We start from the raw sequence: 16,277 nt of genomic DNA, 5'->3' as shown, positions 1-16,277 counted from the left end.
GGCACTTGCAGTCAGCTCCTCTGAAGCCGAAGCCACATTGTCGACAGATTGCTGGACAGCTTGAATGACTTCACGAAGGGATTCACTCATTTTGCTAAAGCTTCTTGTCAAATCCCCTATTTCATCCTTCGATTTGGTTTCAAGGGTTTCTGTTAAATCCCCTTCACTCACTTTATTTGAGAAATGAACAAGCTTTCTCAGTCCAATGGTAATCGACCGAACGATGAAGAAGATTGCGATGCCGCCAAGAATAAATGAAGAAATTAAAAGAATAATGGCAGAATTCCAAACTGGCTGTGCTGCTTCTTCTGCTTCCGATACAAACATCGTTCCAGCGATTTTCCAGCCTGTTAAATCATTCGTCACAAAAACGAGACGCTTCTGTTCTCCTTTATTCTCATAAGTTGCTGTTCCTTCTTTGCCGCCGTAAAGGATAGATGAAATATTACCTGTGACCTTAGAGCCTGATTTTATTTCTGGATGGGCCACAATTTGTTTGTTTTTATTTGCAATAATGGGATAGCCTTCTCGTCCAATTTTAATGTCTTTGATTTTATCGACAATATCCTGCACATCAATATCAATCCCAATTACACCTGACCCGTCCTTCAGACGTTGAGCGATTGTCACGACCATGCCTTCGGTTGTGGCAGAGACGTATGGATTGGTGATAACAGGCTCACCGTTTTCGTCCTTCATCGCAGCTTTATACCAGTCGCGTGTCGTTGGGTCATAGCCTTTTGGCATATCTACTTTAGGAAACTGAATGAAGTCGCCTTTTTTACTTGCTGCATAAAATCCAACCACATCATCTTCATTGATTTTGCTATATATCTCAAAATGCTCAGAAAGTTCATGCTGGTTATTCTTTTTGAAATCGGCAGCAGTGGATGCTTCGGTAAACAGTTTTACTGCATTTTCTTTGTTCAAAAGCTTTTGCTCGATCATGTCATTCAACTCATTGACTCTTGCCTTTGCGCCATACATGATTTCATCATCTAATTTTTGCTTGGCAATTTGATATGAAATCGTACTGAGTATAATGATCGGCAGGACGAGAACAAGTGTGAATGAGATAATCAATCTCTTTGAAATCGATGGTTTTTTCAACCATTTTATTGCACTTTTCATGATTTTCCTCCTTTTAAGCGTTACATTTTATATCGGACATCTTTATATTATTTTCATGTTTTTCAAATAAAAAGGATGCTTTTTTGTTTATTTTCACAAATTGATTCCTTGCCCAAGCATCCCGCATACGCTAATACAAAAGGGGGCGCTTTTCATATGATTATCCTTTCAGGACAGCCAATGACAAATGAGCAGCTGGCATCGTTTCAGCTAGAGGGTCAAAAACGGATTATCTCGATGCAGTTACAATCCTCAAATGATACGTTCCGCTATAGGCAAGCATCTGATTTGTTATTTGAGGTGACTTTAAGATCGAACATTATGAATGCAGCTAGAGATCTGAATAAAAGCGGTGCCTCATTTGCGATCTTTCAAAGGTCTCGTGCAAATGACGCATTTTGGCGGGTATCAGAGGCAGGCGCATTAGAACTGCGCTATCAAGTCGAACCATCTACAGGGATTAAAGACATTTTTGAAAACGGCTCAAAGTATGCCTTTGAATGTGCAACGGCGATTGTCATTGTGTTTTATATGGGGGTGCTGCAAACAGTAGGAGACGAGAAATTCAATCGAAGGCTTCGGAGTTTAACACTGTATGACTGGCACTATGATACATTGTCGATTTATACAGAGCGTGGAAATGACTTTATTTATGGGGACTGTTTATATTTCGAGAATCCGGAGTTTAGTTATCAGCAGTCCCAGTGGCGCGGTGAAAACGTCATTTACTTAGGAGAAGATCAATATTACGGACATGGACTTGGGATTTTAACAGCAGCCGAAATTATCGACAAATTAAATAGCAGAAGGCGGCCAGGTGCTGTTCAGTCCGCTTATTTATTGCCGCAGACCACCAGGATGGATGTCATTTATCTCAGGCAAATGTTTGGCAGCTAAAAAAGGCCTCTTGTCTATAGGTTATGACAAGGGGCCTTTATATGCTTTACGTTTGCGATAGTCTGGAAGCGTGCCAAGCATTGTGTTCACAAGGATTTCCATTTCCTCTAAATCGTTTCTTGTGACCGGAGGATCGTGCTTGCTCCATTTCACGTAACGAACGAAATAGTAATGGCGAATGGGGGTAAGGACGGCTGGAGAGTGCGGAAAATCATCAAATAGACATTCGATTTGTCCTTTTTTTCGGTATGAATGGTTTAAGATTTCCACCCTATCACACCCCCGTCATGAATTTATGTTTGGGTCAGGTCACGCATGATGTCTTTAACAGTTAAAATCGAGTGAATGCGGCCAGTGCCCTGTCCGGCCCAAAGAGCCATTTGATCAGCGCTTCCTGCAGCGGCTGCCGCTTTTCGCATTGGTGTTGTCCATACATGCTGTACTGGATAGGGAAGCACCCTCTCCTCATTCAGCCTTTCTGTCTCCATCCACTGATTCACAATGCCTCTTGCCCTTTTGCCAGAAAAAAGCCTTGTAATCGCTGTTTCACTGCCCTCGGCCTGTAAAATGGCTTTTTTGTGCACCTCTGCCGCAGCGCTTTCTTGACTGGCTAAAAACCGTGTGCCTATTTGCACTGCATCCGCTCCAAGCGCTAGTGCTGCTTTCATACTGGCTCGATCTGTGATACCACCAGCGGCGATCAATGGGACATGACATACTGGTCTAACCTCACAGATCAGACTAAAGAGTCCCTGCAAAGCATCGCCCTTTGAAGGTAAAAAGGTGCCTCGATGCCCTCCTGCTTCACTTCCCTGAAGGACAATGGCATCCATTCCCTTTTCCTCTAAAAGAAGCGCTTCTGCTTTTGTTGTCGCCGTTCCAATTAAAAAGATCCCTTTTTGTTTTAAGTGATGAATGGTTTGTTCGTTCGGACAGGCAAATGTAAATGAAAGAATAGGAACGTTTTCTTCTTGAAGAATGTTGATTTTTTGTTCAAAATCATCCCATAATTCCTCCTCGCTTGGCATCTTATGTGCTTCTGGTAATAGAGGCAGCCGTTTCTCCCAAAATGACACATCTTCTGCTTTTATGTCTGAAATCGGCTCAGGTACAAACACATTGACTTGAAATGGGCGAGATGTAAGCTGTTTGACCTGCCTGATTTGCTGCCGCATATGTTCAGGCTGTACATAACCACTTGCTAAGCTGCCAAGACCTCCATATTGTGAAACAGCTGCGGCAAGCTGCGGCGTCACGGCTCCTCCTGCCATTGGCGCTTGGATGATCCCATGTTTGATTTGAAGTAAAGCTGTGAATTCCCCCATTTTTCCCCTCTCCTACTCGTTTGATGACACCTGAACATAAAAGTGGCGATATCTCGGTCCGTCAAACTCACAGAAATAGATTCCCTGCCACGTTCCAAGCACAAGATCACCGTTATGAACAAGAACATGCTGAGATGCGCCCATATAACTAGCCTTCATGTGTGCTGCTGTATTTCCTTCCATATGACGGTCCTTTGGATGTTCCCATGGAAAGACTTCGTCAAGCCGGCGCAGCATATCTCGTTTGACATCTGGGTCCGCATTTTCATTAATGGTGATGCCTGCTGTCGTATGTGGACAATAGACAATGACGGTTCCGTTTTGAATACCTGTTTCCATCACATACTGATGGACTTCATGGGTCACGTCTATCATGTCATCTCGTCTGTCTGTTTGTAGATTGATTTTTTTCATATGACTGCTCCTTTTTGTCGTTTCTATAAGACCATACCCTTTTGCTGTGAAACAAATCACGACCAATCGGCACAAATATCCTCACACCTAAAGTTTACCAAGCGAAAAAACCTCGTCAATAGCTCCGAGGTTTTTAGGAAAAGTGAACCTTTTTTACTTCGATGGTTCGAATATGATGATCTTCTGCATCTATGATTTTAAATTCACAGCCTTCTGCTTCAATGATATCTCCAATGTCAAAATCGATTTTATGCGTCATCATCCAGCCTGCAATCGTATCGACATCATCATTCTCAATCGCTAAATCCAATAAATCATTGACTTCATCAATCAGGGCTTTCCCGTCCATCACATAGTGAAAGTCGCCCTTTTTCACAATATGCGGCGTCTCATCTTGGTCATACTCATCCCGAATTTCTCCGACAATTTCCTCTAATATGTCTTCTACTGTGACGAGCCCGGCTGTTCCGCCGTATTCATCCACAAGCACTGACATATGAATCCGTTCCTTCTGCATCAAAATAAGCAATTCCTGAATGGGTGTACTTTCAATCACACGAATGACAGGACGCATTAAATCTTCAATGGACACCTCTTGATGGAGGAAGCTTGCTTTAAACACATCTTTGCTATTGATCACACCAATGACATGATCTTTGTCTTCTTTAATCACAGGATAGCGTGTGTACCTTTCGTTTAGCATATAATGCGTCACATCTTCTAGCGTCTGCTCAATATCAATGGCTGAGATTTCGGTGCGCGGAATCATGATCTCTCTCGCCACTCGGTTATCAAATTCAAATATTTTATTCACATATTTGTATTCAGATTGGTTAATCTCGCCCTTTTCGTAGCTTTCAGACAGGATCAGACGCAATTCTTCCTCACTGATCGCCACTTCATGTTCTTTGACAGAATGAAAACCAAATAATTTCACAATGCCTCGCGCAGCCCCATTTAATGCTTTAATAAACGGGTACATGACTTTATAGAAAAAAATAAGGGGTTTTGCCGTCACAAGGCTGACAGCCTCTGCTTTTTGAATGGCAATCGTTTTGGGCGCTAGTTCTCCAACGACGACATGTAAAAACGTAATGATCACAAATGCGATGATAAACGATATGATATCTATCAACGCGGAATGAAGCCCTAAATTTTCAAACAGCGGATGCAGGAAATGCTCTACCGTCGGCTCTCCTAACCACCCTAAGCCTAATGCCGTGATGGTGATGCCAAGCTGACAGGCAGATAAATATTCATCAAGGTTTGATGTCAGCTTTTGAACATGAATGGCTCGCTTATCACCGCTTTCAATCAACTGATTGATTTTAGAGCCTCTAATTTTCACAATCGCAAATTCAGTGACAACAAAAAATGCCGTCGCAGCAATGAGTAATAGGACTAAAAATACGTTTAAAATATACAAAAAAACCCTTACCTAACACTGGTAAGGGCTCACCTCCTCTGGCGTCAATTAATCATTACGGCCATTTAGGAAGATCATTACAAACCGAAGCAATTCAAACAGGGAGACAAGGGCCGCCGCTACGTACGTAAGAGCTGCAGCATTTAATACCTTGTTCACACCTCTTTCTTCACTGCTTCTAATGATTCCTTCTGAAACAATAATATCTTTTGCACGAGAACTTGCGTTAAACTCGACAGGCAATGTCACTAGCTGAAAGAACACAGCAGCTGAGAACAAAATGATCCCAAGCCCGATTAAGTTAAGGTTGCCGAGCAAAATTCCACCAAGGAAAAGGAGCGGGGCAACACCAGATGCAAAGTTCACGACAGGGAAGATCTTATGTCTCAAGACAAGCGCACCATAAGATTCCTGATGCTGCAAGGCATGTCCAACCTCGTGTGATGCAACTGAAATGGCCGAAATCGAATGGCCATAGTACACAGGTTCAGATAAACGAACCACACGCTGCGTCGGGTCGTAATGATCAGTCAAAGTTCCTCTTACCGGTTCAACAGGTACGTCATATAACCCGTTGCGATCTAAAATATATCGAGCAGTTTCAGCACCTGTTTTCATACTGGCTGCTTCAACCTTTGAATACTTTTCAAAATTATTCTTCACTTTAAATTGTGCCCAAAATGACAATCCCAATGCGGCAAATGTTAAAAAATAAAAAAACAGCATGCTCATCAGCTTCCTTTTATTTTATATATTTATTTACAATTTTAATGACTTTTATGTAACGTGTACAGCAAAAAGCACTAGGTCTTTTTAAGGGGGATGACTGCGCCAATGAAAAAAAAGAACATTCCTAAGCATGCCGTATAAAATGTCACCGTTCCATATAGGTCTTGAAAGAAGCGCAGCCATGAGAAATCATTCATAAAATGATTGACCGCATTTAAGTCAAATACAAGCAAGATCACAGCTGATGATAAAAAATGTGCGCCGATAAAAAGAAGTATGGTCTTTTGAACAAACGACATTCGCATTCCCTCCTTCTTCTCTCTTATTTTAAGATATGGTTTCTGTTTCAATACATGACGAAGATGAAAATTTGTTTCCTCAATCGGGCATACTGAACATGAGCAGTCTCCCTGAAAGGACGAGTCCGATGAAATCAAACCGTATCTTTATCGCTTGGCTAAGATGGCCTCTTTTTCTTCGCATTGCCATCATTATTTGTTTCATACTTCTCTTTTTTGGACAATTAATCGTGTTACTTGAACCAAAGCAGTACCATACGATCTTTGATGGGATTTGGTGGGCACTCATTACAGTTTCTACTGTTGGATACGGTGATTTTGTGCCGCAAACCACGCCCGGGCAAGTAGCAGGCATGGCGCTCATTTTTATCGGAGCAAGCTTTGTCACTGCTTACTTTGCCACGCTTGCCGCCGCTGTGTTTAGCAAACAGCATCATTATGTAGAGGGGAAGGTTTCGTTCAAAGGGAAAGGACATCTGATCATCGTCGGGTGGAATGAGAAAACAAACAAACTGCTTCAATCGTTTCAAACGATTGATCCCGCCATGCCGATTGTGCTGATTGATGACTCCTTAAAGGAAGGGCCTCTTTTAGAAAATGTTCATTTTATTAAAGGACATGGTACCGAAGATGTGACTCTGCGCAAAGCCAATATTACGGGCGCAGATACACTAATGATTACCGCAGACCAGCATGAAAATGAAGTGACAGCCGATATGCAAAGCGTCTTAACCTTGCTCGCAGCAAAAGGGTTAAATCCTTCGTTATATTGTTTAATTGAAATCTTAACAGATCGTTATGTGAAAAATGCTGAGCGGGCTGGAGCCAATCAAGTCATCCACACGTCTGATGCCGTCAATCATTTAATGGTGGAACATTTTCTTTTAAAAGAACAGCTCCTGGCGTTAAAGAAAAAACGACATATGACACTGCATAAACACATCACCATCATTCCGGTACCGGCTTCATTAGCTGGAGAGACATTCTTAACAGCGCTCCATCACTTTCTAGAGCATCATGTGATCATTATAGGTGTACAAAAAAAAGAAGGACCCATGATGAATCCTCCCTTTGGATATGAGCTTCACCCAGAGGATGAGCTAATCAGCCTTTAAAGCAGCGCGTCTTCTAATTCCTTAACGAGTGAAAAGCCAATGTCGGTATAAGCCTTTGACACATCTCCATCTTTCTCTTTTGGCTCTTGGAATTGGTTAAATGATGCCCCCACATTTCCAACCATTGCATGGTCATCTAATTTGTCTTGATACACATGCTTTAAGAGAAATGGATGTCCCATTTTTACGACAACGCCGGGCTGATCAAGCTGCCATTTCTCGGCTGTAAATGGAACTCTCAGAAAGGTGTAGCCGTCACGGTTGTCAATTTTATAATCGAAATAGCCGTGATCATAATCCCAATTGCCATTGATGACGTATCCGAGCGGCTTCATGGTTTCTTCTAGATGGTATAGTGTGAAGCTTTCACCAGTCAGCCTGGATGGTACATGAATCATACAGAACCCTCCTTTTTGTATAGGGTTCGTTAAAGAGAGGAATTCATACATCTGCCCCTCGTGATTTGTACATTGTTTGTAAAAGCGGCATCCAACAAGCTCTGGCTGGATGATGCATTTGTCTCATTCGCACTGCCCGCTCCTGATGTGTCCTTCACAGCACTCATTGGACAGATTCGCCCGACATTGCCAAAGTTAACAATGGCCTGCCCAGAAATATCATGAATATAAATATGATTTGTTCTCATCGCTTCTTCAACCTCCTCCATTGATTATTCTATGTTCAAAACATCGGAAGGCTTGCACTGGAACCATGAGAAAACAAAAAAAGGCACACCTTTTAACAGGTGTGCTCAGATTGTGGACAAAGGGCTAAAATGATTTTTATTTTAGCCCTTTGTCTTCTTTTCAGCGTGATCTGAAAACCTTTACAGTCTATGAAGGACGAGTACCGGAGCGAATTTAACATTCGTGAGCACCGGCACGCAGGACTGACACCGAATGCGAGGGTTTGTCTACACGCTCGGCACACCTTTTAACAAGTGTGCTTTTTCGTTCTTAAGATTGTTTGAGACGGCTTTCAAGTTCTGCCTTTTTCTCTTCGAAGCCCGGTTTTCCTAATAAAGCAAACATATTCACTTTATACGCTTCTACTCCTGGCTGATCGAATGGGTTGACGCCTAGTAAGTAACCAGACATCGCACATGCTTTCTCGAAGAAGTACACGAGATATCCGAATGTATAAGCATCCATCTTAGGAATGGTGACAATCAGGTTCGGTACTTTCCCATCAGTATGGGCAAGCATTGTCCCTTCAAATGCTTTTTTATTGACAAAATCGACTGTTTTTCCTGCTAAATAGTTTAAGCCATCAAGGTCTTGTTCTTCTGCTTCAATGACCAGCTCATGACAAGGCTTGTCTACATTCACAATTGTTTCAAACAAGTCTCTTCTTCCCTCTTGCACATACTGACCAAGTGAATGAAGATCAGTTGAGAAGTTGGCAGATGAAGGATAGATTCCTTTTTCATCTTTTCCTTCACTTTCGCCGAATAATTGCTTCCACCATTCTGCAAAGTATTGTAATCCTGGCTCATAGTTAATCAGCATTTCAATTGTCCGGCCTTTATTGTAAAGAACATGACGGACAACTGCATATTGATAAGCCGCATTTTCTGTGAGCTCAGATGAAGCGAAGTCTTCGCTTGCTTTCGCAGCACCTTCCATCATTTGATCAATGTCTGCACCGCTCACAGCGATTGGCAATAGACCGACTGCTGTTAAAACGGAATAGCGTCCACCGACATCATCAGGGATGATAAATGTTTCATAGCCTTCTTCTGTTGCTAAAGTTTTAAGAGCTCCGCGCGCCTTGTCAGTTGTAGCATAAATACGTTTTTTCGCTTCTTCAGCACCATATTTTTCGATAAGGAGCTTTTTAAAGATGCGGAACGCAATGGCTGGCTCTGTTGTTGTACCAGATTTTGAAATCACGTTAATGGAGAAATCGGCATCCTCCAGCAAATCCATGACATCGGTTAAATAAGAGGAACTGATGTTGTTTCCAATAAAAATGATTTGCGGTGTCTTGCGTTTGGCCTTTGGCAGCGCATTATAGAAAGAATGGTTTAAAAACTCAATGGCCGCACGTGCGCCAAGATAAGACCCGCCGATTCCTACAACGAGTAATACATCAGAATCAGACTTAATCTTCTCTGCACTTTTTTTAATACGGGCAAATTCTTCACGATCATATTGCTTCGGTAAATCAACCCAGCCTAAATAATCACTGCCAGTACCCGTTTGCTCATGAATATGATGATGGGCCACCTTCACAAAATCTTTTAAATATGTAAGCTCATGTTCTTGAAAGAAAGGTAACGCTTTCGAGTAGTCAAATTGAATATGTGTCATCGCTTATAAGCCCTCCATTACGTTAGTTCTGTCCCTTTCACTTTAGCGGAACTAGCTATTGAAATCAAGTGATCGTCATTGATGCAGCATAAAGCCGCTCCTCATGAAGAAAAGCGGCTATCAAGATTATAAAGAGGCCTTTAAAATAGACAGAATGTCATCACGGTTTAGTTTCATAAAGTTACCAAAGCCGCCATATTCCATTTCTTTTGCCGCAATATCAGCAATTTTGTCTAGTTGATCTTCGCCGATGTCATAATCCGCTAAACGGTTTGGTGCACCTAGGCTAGTCCAGAAGGCTGACAGCTTGTCGATTCCTTCTAATGCGATGTCACGATCTGTTTTTCCTTCTGTTTCAATGTCAAACATGTGAAGCATAAGGTGTTTAAAACGTTCCACATTATGATCAAGTGTATGACGCATCCAATTTGGGAAAATGATCGCAAGTCCACCCGCATGCGGAATGTCATAAACAGCGGATACCGCATGCTCAATCGTATGAGATGCCCAGTCTCCAAAATAGCCCATTTGCAGTGTGCCATTTAAAGCAATCGTTCCAGCATAAAGAATTGTTTCGCGGTGCTCATAGTTTTGTAAGTCTTCAAGCAGTTTTGGTGCTGTCTCGATGACCGTTTGAAGAACGGCAAAACACATCCGATCTTGTAGAGGCGTATTTTTGACATGATGGAAGTATTGTTCAAATACGTGGCTCATCATATCGACCATGCCATATACCGTCTGGTTTTCTGGTACAGAATACGTATGTTCAGGGTCTAAAATAGAAAAGACAGGGTGCGTCACTGAACTTCCCCACACGTATTTTTCATTTGTTTCCCAGTTTGTGATCACAGAGTCCGGGTTCATTTCTGAGCCGGTCGCTGCAAGTGTCAATACTGTGCCAAATGGCAATGCTTTTTGAGCGGTTGTTTTCTTTGAAATAATATCCCAAACATCCCCGTCATATGCTGCTCCAGCTGCAATCGCTTTTGTACAGTCGATGACACTTCCACCGCCAACGGCTAATAAGAAATCAATTTTTTCAGCTTGGCAGATCTCGATTCCCTTTTTCACTGTCGTGAGGCGAGGGTTCGGTTCAACACCAGACAGCTCATATACTTCAGCCTCTGCTTCATTTAAAGCACTGATCACGTGATCATAAAGACCATTTTTCTTAATACTGCCTCCGCCGTATACAAGTAACACTCGTTTCCCATAACGAGCGAGTTCGTTTTTGAGTCCTTCTAGTTGTCCTTTTCCAAACATTAATTTGGTTGGATTATAGTAAATAAAGTTCTCCATCTGTTCAACATCTCCTTACAACGAATATATCCAAAAACATGAAAGACTACTGTAACATATGTACACACTGAACTCAAAAAAAAGATAACTGCTCGAAAGCAGCTATCTTTTTGACATTCGATTATAGAGAAGCGTTTAAAATAGCTAGAACGTCTTCTTTGTTCAGCTTTTTAAATTGACCAAATTCACCGCGTGCCATTGCACGGTCTGCAATTAAATCAATTTTCTCATCGTTAATGTCATAATCAGCTAAACGACTTGGTGCTCCTAGGCTTGTCCAGAAAGCAGACAGTTTGTCGATTCCTTCTAAGCCAACTTCTTCATCTGTTTTCCCCGCAGGGTCTACATCAAATACACGCACCGCTAATTGTTTGAAGCGGCCTGGGTTTTCTTGAATGACATGCTTCATCCAGTTCGGGAACAAGATCGCAAGTCCGCCTGCATGAGGGATGTCATAGACAGCGGATACCGCATGCTCAATATTGTGAGATGCCCAGTCACCGCGTGCGCCCATAGAAAGCATTCCATTTAGCGCAATTGTACCCGTAAATAAGATGGTTTCACGGAGTTCGTAATTTTCCAGATCGTTGATCAGCTTCGGTGCCGTTTCAATGACGGTACGAAGAAGTCCTTCACACATACGATCTTGGTAAGGTGTATTTTCTGTGTGATGGAAATATTGTTCAAACACGTGAGACATCATGTCGACCATGCCATAAATCGTATGGTTTTTTGGCACAGTGAATGTGTTCACTGGATCAAGAATCGAGAATTTAGGGAAGACTGCTGGACTGCCCCAGCCATATTTCTCATTTGTTTCCCAGTTCGTAATCACTGATCCAGAGTTCATTTCAGAACCTGTTGCCGCAAGTGTTAACACCGTACCAAATGGGATGGCTTCCATTGGAACATGCTTACGAGTCACAATGTCCCAAGCATCTCCATCGTACTTCGCACCTGCTGCGATCGCTTTGGTCGCATCAATGACACTACCGCCGCCGACTGCTAAAATGAAATCAATTTGGTTCTCTTTGCAAAGCTCAACCCCTTTTCTGACCGTTGTTAAACGCGGGTTTGGCTCAACACCAGCAAGCTCAGTGATTGTAGCTCCTGATTCTTTTAAGATGCTGACAACTTGGTCATAAAGGCCATTTCGTTTAATGCTGCCTCCACCATATACAAGCAATACGTTTTTTCCGTAGTGTTTGAGTTCATCTGAAAGGGCTGATACTTCTCCCTTTCCAAAGATTAATTTCGTTGGGTTCCAATAAGTAAATCGATCCATGTGATCTCCTCCTCGCGCTACATTATGCGCCTCTTTCATTCCAAAAGTAAAGTAATTTGCTTTCATCCATTTTCTTACGCATAGTTTGGCTAAAAATCTGCAAAATATAAATGTATTGATACTGTAGCGAAAGGAGGAATCACGATGAGTGCTATTCAACGTATTGCCCTCGTGCTCACGATTATCGGTGCTATTAACTGGGGACTAATCGGCTTTTTTCAATTTGACTTAGTAGCAGCGATCTTTGGCGGTCAAGGTGCTGCATTATCACGTATTATTTATGGTCTTGTTGGAATTGCAGGTCTTGTTAACCTTGGTCTATTATTCAAGCCAAGCGAAGAAGCTGTCCGCCGTGACGAGCCGAATCCAGAGGTTCGCTAAACAAAAAGACATAAAAAAGGCTGCCTATATGAGGCAGCCTAAGGCACCGTTTGAAGCGGTGCTTTTTTTATTTCTTGATAAGGTCTTTACGGTTAGATTGCTCAATCCACTCTTCAAGTTTATCTTTCAGTGTATTGAACCCTTGTGGTGCAGCAGCTTCTTCTTTCACTTGCTGTGGTCTTTGTTTCTTTGGTTTGCTTTCTTTTCTTTCAGGTGCTTCTTGCGTTGCACGGATAGAAAGGCTGATTTTACCAGCATTTTCATCAACAGAAAGAACTTTCACTTGTACTTCGTCACCAATTGAAAGGTGCTCGTTGATGTCTTTTACAAAGCCATGTGTCACTTCTGAAATGTGCACAAGTCCTTGAGTTTCTTCATCTAATGCAACAAACGCACCATACGCTTGTAATCCTGTTACTTTACCAGTGTAAACACTGCCTACTTCAAACTTTGTCGCCATGATAACAACTCCTAAATAAATGTTTTAATATTCGTTTATACGCAATTAAAAACTATATCACAGAACGGACAGTTTCGCAAAATATTTTTTAAAAGGGTTTAGATCATATGAAAAGGGGGAATACCTGAAAACAAGAATGCTTTCTAGTATTCCCCCCCTAATTTGAGAGGCATGAGTCCAGATGGATTGATGCCTTTTTTTATTTTAAGATAGCAGGTGCCTCTTCTTTCACTTGTCTACTTTGCAAAAACCGCTGGATTCTTGAAAGTGATTCCTGCAGGTGATCGAGTGACGATGCATATGAACAGCGAATATGCCCTTCACCGCTTGGACCGAATACATTTCCAGGGACAACCGCTACTTTTTCGCTAAGCAGCAGCTCCTCGGCAAATTGTTCTGATGTCATGCCCGTGCTTTTAATGGACGGGAAAGCGTAAAACGCTCCGTTTGGCTGATGACATGTGAGTCCAAGTTCATTGAGGGATCCAACAAACAAATTACGGCGCCTTCTGTAGCTTTTCTTCATTTTCTCCACATCTTCAAGTCCGTTTTTTAATGCTTCTTCAGCGGCATATTGTGCCATAGCCGGTGCACACATCATAGAATATTGATGTATTTTCAGCATAGCCTCACGGAGTACAGGCGGTGCTGCCACATATCCTAAGCGCCAGCCTGTCATAGCAAATCCTTTTGAAAAACCTGAAATCAAAATCGTTCTTTCCTTCATATCTTGAATCGCCGCCACGCTCGTAAAAGCTTCATCGTACGTTAGCTCTGCATAAATCTCATCCGTGATGATTAAAAGGTCATGCTCCTTTGCAAACTGAGCAATATCTTCAAGCTCTTCTTTCGAATAGACAGACCCTGTTGGATTTGACGGAGAGCATAGCAAGATGGCTTTTGTCTTCGGCGTCAGCTTCGTGCGAAGATCAGCGGAATCGGCTTTGAAATCTTTTTCAGCTGATGTACTTAAATACACCGGTTCACCGCCCGCAAGTGTCGTAAGTGCCCCGTAGGCTACGAAACAAGGCTCTGGGATGATCACTTCATCACCGCTGTTTAGAATGGCGCGAAAGGCCAAATCAAGCGCCTGGCTTCCGCCAACAGTAATGATGAGTTCTTCTTCAGGACTGTAATCAACATGAAACCGCTTATATAAATACTGGCTTAATTCTTTTCGCAAAGAAAGCAGCCCAGCATTTGCCGTATAGGAGGTAAGTCCTTGCTCTAATGACATAATACTTGCTTCTCTCACATTCCAAGCGGTCACGAAATCCGGTTCACCGACACCGAGGGAGATGACTCCTTCCATTGTGGCTGCCAAATCAAAGAATTTTCGAATACCTGACGGCTGAATGCTTTGTACCGTTTCAGATAAATAAGACTTTTTCATTTAAGGAGACACCACGATTCTTTTGTCATCGTCCCCTGTTTCAAATACTTTCCCATCATGCTTATATTTTTTCAAAATAAAGTGGGTAGTTGTTGAAACAACGGAATCAAGTGTCGATAATTTTTCAGATACGAAGCGAGCGATATCAGACATGGATCTTCCTCTAATCACAACAGATAGATCATATACACCTGACATTAAATACACGGACTCCACTTCCTGAAATCTGTAGATACGTTCAGCAATTTCATCAAAACCGACGCCTCTTTTCGGGGTCACTTTCACATCAATCATCGCTGTAACGCCTTCGTGGCCATCCACTTTACGCCAGTCAATCATGGTCGAATAATCAATAATGACTTTTTGATCTTCAAGTTTTTGAATAATGGCTTTGGCTTCTTCTGTTGTGACGCCTGCCATTTTGGCAATTGTATTTAAATCGGCACGGCTGTTTTCATCTAAAATCTCTAATATTTCAGTTTCTTTTTCACTTAGTTTCATTTGATTTCACACCTCTGAATGTAAAAGCTAGTTTTAAAAAATCTTCTGAACATTATAGCACGTTTTTCCCATTATGCTAAGCAGGGAAAAGATTCTAATCGTAGCTTAAAACCCACTTTTTAGGGTACAATACAGTCACCTAACAGACAGTCAAGTATCGGAGTTGATGAGTGTGGACATTGTTCAGCCAGCTTATATGAAAAGTAAATTCGGTTTAGATATCTATTACGAGCACTATCCAAATGAGGGAAAGAAGACATTGATTTTGATTCATGGTCTCTTCTCATCTACCTTCAGCTATCGAAAGCTCATCCCGCTTCTGAAACAAGATTTCAATTTAATTGCAATTGATCTGCCTCCATTTGGGCAGTCCGAAAAGTCGAATACGTTCATTTACAGCTATCGCAACATGGCGAAAATCATTATTGAGCTAGCTGGTTACTTGCAGATTCGGCATGCGATTCTCGTCGGTCATTCCATGGGCGGACAAATTGCCTTATATGCTGCATCTGAGCGTCCAGACCTATTTGAAAAGGCCGTTCTTTTGTGCAGTTCAGGGTATATGAATAAGTCCAAAAGATCGCTTGTTTACAGCACATATATTCCTTATTTTTATCTATATCTCAAAAGAAAGCTCTTAAAGCAAGGCATTATGAAAAATTTAACCGCTGTTGTGCATGATCATTCGATTATTGATCAAGAAATGGTGGACGGATATTTAAAGCCTTTTTCAGATGATCAAATTTTTAGAGGCATATTTCGCTTGATACGGCACAGGGAAGGCGATTTGACGTCAGATGTGCTAAAGAAAATGGAGACACCCGTCCTGCTTATTTGGGGCGTGGAAGACCGAATTGTTCCGATTCAAATTGGCGAAAGGCTACACAAGGATTTGCCGCATTCGACCTTACATGCACTAAAAAAAACCGGGCATCTCCTTCCTGAGGAAAATCCGGACTTTGTGTCTGATCAAATTGGCAGCTTCAGCCTGTCTTAACGAGAGCAGGAGCTGCTGTCTCTTAGGACAAAAAGCTGTTTCGCTATATCTTGACAGCTCTCTATCGGAAGAAGCTGCTCAAATGAGTGATGGTAAATGGCTTGAATCTCTTTTGCTAAAGATAATGGGTCCTCTGCGTCGTATAAGGCACTGATGACGTCAGCAGGCTCCGTTTCATAAAAGTCCTCTCCATAATGAAAAGGATCCCATGCCTTAATGGATTGAATCATCTCTTCTACAGCTTGACTATCTTTCATCGGTATCACCGCTTATAATAAATTTTGTGATGTTTATTTTAGCACAACCAAGAGTG

General features: G+C 42.0%; 19 protein-coding genes and 1 pseudogene. 4 read left to right on the top strand and 16 right to left on the bottom strand.

Going from position 1 to position 16,277, the window contains the following annotated elements; genetic code table 11:
- Positions 1-81: 81 nt before the first annotated feature.
- A pseudogene (locus BK049_RS20140) lies at positions 82-948 on the bottom strand (cache domain-containing protein); the annotation flags it as partial.
- 339 nt (positions 949-1,287) lie between these two features.
- Here BK049_RS20140 and BK049_RS12995 point away from each other — a divergent pair.
- A complete protein-coding gene (locus tag BK049_RS12995) occupies positions 1,288-2,028 on the top strand; it encodes a protein-glutamine gamma-glutamyltransferase (RefSeq protein WP_071168694.1) in 741 nt (246 codons plus the stop codon).
- A 21-nt stretch (positions 2,029-2,049) separates the two neighbouring features.
- Here BK049_RS12995 and BK049_RS12990 read toward each other — a convergent pair whose 3' ends face one another.
- From BK049_RS12990 to BK049_RS12965, 6 genes are all read right to left on the bottom strand, one after another.
- Positions 2,050-2,298, bottom strand: coding sequence for a hypothetical protein (locus tag BK049_RS12990; protein WP_008358949.1), 249 nt, complete (start codon positions 2,296-2,298; stop codon positions 2,050-2,052).
- Positions 2,299-2,321: 23 nt separating this feature from the next.
- Positions 2,322-3,353: a nitronate monooxygenase gene (locus BK049_RS12985; protein WP_071168693.1), complete on the bottom strand. Its 1,032-nt coding sequence runs from the start codon at positions 3,351-3,353 to the stop codon at positions 2,322-2,324.
- A gap of 12 nt (positions 3,354-3,365) precedes the next feature.
- Positions 3,366-3,767 carry a secondary thiamine-phosphate synthase enzyme YjbQ gene (locus BK049_RS12980; protein WP_071168692.1) on the bottom strand — a complete coding sequence of 134 codons (402 nt, stop codon included), beginning with the start codon at positions 3,765-3,767 and terminating at the stop codon, positions 3,366-3,368.
- Between the two features lie 133 nt (positions 3,768-3,900).
- Positions 3,901-5,193 (bottom strand): hemolysin family protein, encoded by a 1,293-nt coding sequence (locus tag BK049_RS12975; RefSeq protein WP_008358955.1) that lies wholly within the window; start codon positions 5,191-5,193, stop codon positions 3,901-3,903.
- Between the two features lie 48 nt (positions 5,194-5,241).
- The gene (locus BK049_RS12970) at positions 5,242-5,916 is read right to left on the bottom strand and encodes a zinc metallopeptidase (RefSeq protein WP_034739202.1); all 675 of its coding nucleotides are present in this window, start codon (positions 5,914-5,916) and stop codon (positions 5,242-5,244) included.
- Positions 5,917-5,996: 80 nt separating this feature from the next.
- Entirely contained in the window at positions 5,997-6,221 is a 225-nt protein-coding gene (locus BK049_RS12965; protein WP_008358960.1) for a YuzI family membrane protein, read from the bottom strand.
- A 128-nt stretch (positions 6,222-6,349) separates the two neighbouring features.
- Between BK049_RS12965 and BK049_RS12960 the strand changes: the two genes are divergently transcribed.
- The gene (locus tag BK049_RS12960; RefSeq protein WP_008358962.1) at positions 6,350-7,336 is read left to right on the top strand and encodes a potassium channel family protein; all 987 of its coding nucleotides are present in this window, start codon (positions 6,350-6,352) and stop codon (positions 7,334-7,336) included.
- Here BK049_RS12960 and BK049_RS12955 read toward each other — a convergent pair.
- The 5 genes from BK049_RS12955 to BK049_RS12935 form a co-directional block, all read right to left on the bottom strand.
- On the bottom strand, positions 7,333-7,734 hold the full coding sequence (locus BK049_RS12955) for a YugN-like family protein (protein WP_071168691.1): 402 nt from the start codon (positions 7,732-7,734) through the stop codon (positions 7,333-7,335). The two genes, BK049_RS12960 and BK049_RS12955, sit on opposite strands and share 4 nt — an antisense overlap.
- Positions 7,735-7,763: 29 nt before the next feature.
- Positions 7,764-7,982, bottom strand: a complete 219-nt coding sequence (locus BK049_RS12950; RefSeq protein WP_008358966.1) for a spore germination protein — start codon at positions 7,980-7,982, stop codon at positions 7,764-7,766.
- 310 nt (positions 7,983-8,292) lie between these two features.
- Positions 8,293-9,648 (bottom strand): glucose-6-phosphate isomerase, encoded by a 1,356-nt coding sequence (locus BK049_RS12945; RefSeq protein WP_071168690.1) that lies wholly within the window; start codon positions 9,646-9,648, stop codon positions 8,293-8,295.
- Between the two features lie 126 nt (positions 9,649-9,774).
- The gene (locus BK049_RS12940) at positions 9,775-10,947 is read right to left on the bottom strand and encodes an iron-containing alcohol dehydrogenase (protein ID WP_008358972.1); all 1,173 of its coding nucleotides are present in this window, start codon (positions 10,945-10,947) and stop codon (positions 9,775-9,777) included.
- Between the two features lie 121 nt (positions 10,948-11,068).
- Positions 11,069-12,232: an iron-containing alcohol dehydrogenase gene (locus tag BK049_RS12935; RefSeq protein ID WP_008358974.1), complete on the bottom strand. Its 1,164-nt coding sequence runs from the start codon at positions 12,230-12,232 to the stop codon at positions 11,069-11,071.
- Positions 12,233-12,376: 144 nt separating this feature from the next.
- Here BK049_RS12935 and BK049_RS12930 point away from each other — a divergent pair, with 144 nt between their 5' ends.
- The gene (locus BK049_RS12930) at positions 12,377-12,613 is read left to right on the top strand and encodes a DUF378 domain-containing protein (protein WP_008345792.1); all 237 of its coding nucleotides are present in this window, start codon (positions 12,377-12,379) and stop codon (positions 12,611-12,613) included.
- Between the two features lie 67 nt (positions 12,614-12,680).
- On the opposite strand, the gene yugI is transcribed toward BK049_RS12930, so the two are convergent.
- The 3 genes from yugI to BK049_RS12915 all read right to left on the bottom strand — a co-directional run bounded on the left by yugI (position 12,681) and on the right by BK049_RS12915 (position 14,967).
- Positions 12,681-13,073, bottom strand: coding sequence for a S1 domain-containing post-transcriptional regulator GSP13 (yugI, locus tag BK049_RS12925; protein WP_008345795.1), 393 nt, complete (start codon positions 13,071-13,073; stop codon positions 12,681-12,683).
- A gap of 199 nt (positions 13,074-13,272) precedes the next feature.
- Positions 13,273-14,466 carry an aminotransferase gene (locus BK049_RS12920; protein WP_008358977.1) on the bottom strand — a complete coding sequence of 398 codons (1,194 nt, stop codon included), beginning with the start codon at positions 14,464-14,466 and terminating at the stop codon, positions 13,273-13,275.
- Positions 14,467-14,967: an Lrp/AsnC family transcriptional regulator gene (locus BK049_RS12915; RefSeq protein WP_071168689.1), complete on the bottom strand. Its 501-nt coding sequence runs from the start codon at positions 14,965-14,967 to the stop codon at positions 14,467-14,469.
- 172 nt (positions 14,968-15,139) lie between these two features.
- Between BK049_RS12915 and BK049_RS12910 the strand changes: the two genes are divergently transcribed.
- On the top strand, positions 15,140-15,964 hold the full coding sequence (locus tag BK049_RS12910; protein WP_071168688.1) for an alpha/beta fold hydrolase: 825 nt from the start codon (positions 15,140-15,142) through the stop codon (positions 15,962-15,964).
- Here BK049_RS12910 and BK049_RS12905 read toward each other — a convergent pair.
- A complete protein-coding gene (locus tag BK049_RS12905) occupies positions 15,961-16,221 on the bottom strand; it encodes a DUF1871 family protein (protein ID WP_008358983.1) in 261 nt (86 codons plus the stop codon). The two genes, BK049_RS12910 and BK049_RS12905, sit on opposite strands and share 4 nt — an antisense overlap.
- Positions 16,222-16,277: the final 56 nt, after the last annotated feature.

Origin of the sequence: Bacillus xiamenensis (genome assembly GCF_001857925.1) — a bacterium.
GTDB lineage: Bacteria > Bacillota > Bacilli > Bacillales > Bacillaceae > Bacillus > Bacillus xiamenensis.
Note: the sequence above shows the minus strand (reverse complement) of the source record. Positions and strands in the feature narration are given on the sequence as shown.

Excerpts from the sequence above, each read along its gene's own strand:
- BK049_RS12995 (WP_071168694.1), top strand. The coding sequence starts at position 1,288 with ATGATTATCCTTTCAGGACAGCCAATGACAAATGAGCAGCTGGCATCG.
- BK049_RS12985 (WP_071168693.1), bottom strand. The coding sequence starts at position 3,353 with ATGGGGGAATTCACAGCTTTACTTCAAATCAAACATGGGATCATCCAA.
- BK049_RS12980 (WP_071168692.1), bottom strand. The coding sequence starts at position 3,767 with ATGAAAAAAATCAATCTACAAACAGACAGACGAGATGACATGATAGAC.
- BK049_RS12965 (WP_008358960.1), bottom strand. The coding sequence starts at position 6,221 with ATGTCGTTTGTTCAAAAGACCATACTTCTTTTTATCGGCGCACATTTT.
- BK049_RS12960 (WP_008358962.1), top strand. The coding sequence starts at position 6,350 with ATGAAATCAAACCGTATCTTTATCGCTTGGCTAAGATGGCCTCTTTTT.
- BK049_RS12955 (WP_071168691.1), bottom strand. The coding sequence starts at position 7,734 with ATGATTCATGTACCATCCAGGCTGACTGGTGAAAGCTTCACACTATAC.
- BK049_RS12950 (WP_008358966.1), bottom strand. The coding sequence starts at position 7,982 with ATGAGAACAAATCATATTTATATTCATGATATTTCTGGGCAGGCCATT.
- BK049_RS12945 (WP_071168690.1), bottom strand. The coding sequence starts at position 9,648 with ATGACACATATTCAATTTGACTACTCGAAAGCGTTACCTTTCTTTCAA.
- BK049_RS12940 (WP_008358972.1), bottom strand. The coding sequence starts at position 10,947 with ATGGAGAACTTTATTTACTATAATCCAACCAAATTAATGTTTGGAAAA.
- BK049_RS12935 (WP_008358974.1), bottom strand. The coding sequence starts at position 12,232 with ATGGATCGATTTACTTATTGGAACCCAACGAAATTAATCTTTGGAAAG.
- BK049_RS12930 (WP_008345792.1), top strand. The coding sequence starts at position 12,377 with ATGAGTGCTATTCAACGTATTGCCCTCGTGCTCACGATTATCGGTGCT.
- yugI (WP_008345795.1), bottom strand. The coding sequence starts at position 13,073 with ATGGCGACAAAGTTTGAAGTAGGCAGTGTTTACACTGGTAAAGTAACA.
- BK049_RS12920 (WP_008358977.1), bottom strand. The coding sequence starts at position 14,466 with ATGAAAAAGTCTTATTTATCTGAAACGGTACAAAGCATTCAGCCGTCA.
- BK049_RS12915 (WP_071168689.1), bottom strand. The coding sequence starts at position 14,967 with ATGAAACTAAGTGAAAAAGAAACTGAAATATTAGAGATTTTAGATGAA.
- BK049_RS12905 (WP_008358983.1), bottom strand. The coding sequence starts at position 16,221 with ATGAAAGATAGTCAAGCTGTAGAAGAGATGATTCAATCCATTAAGGCA.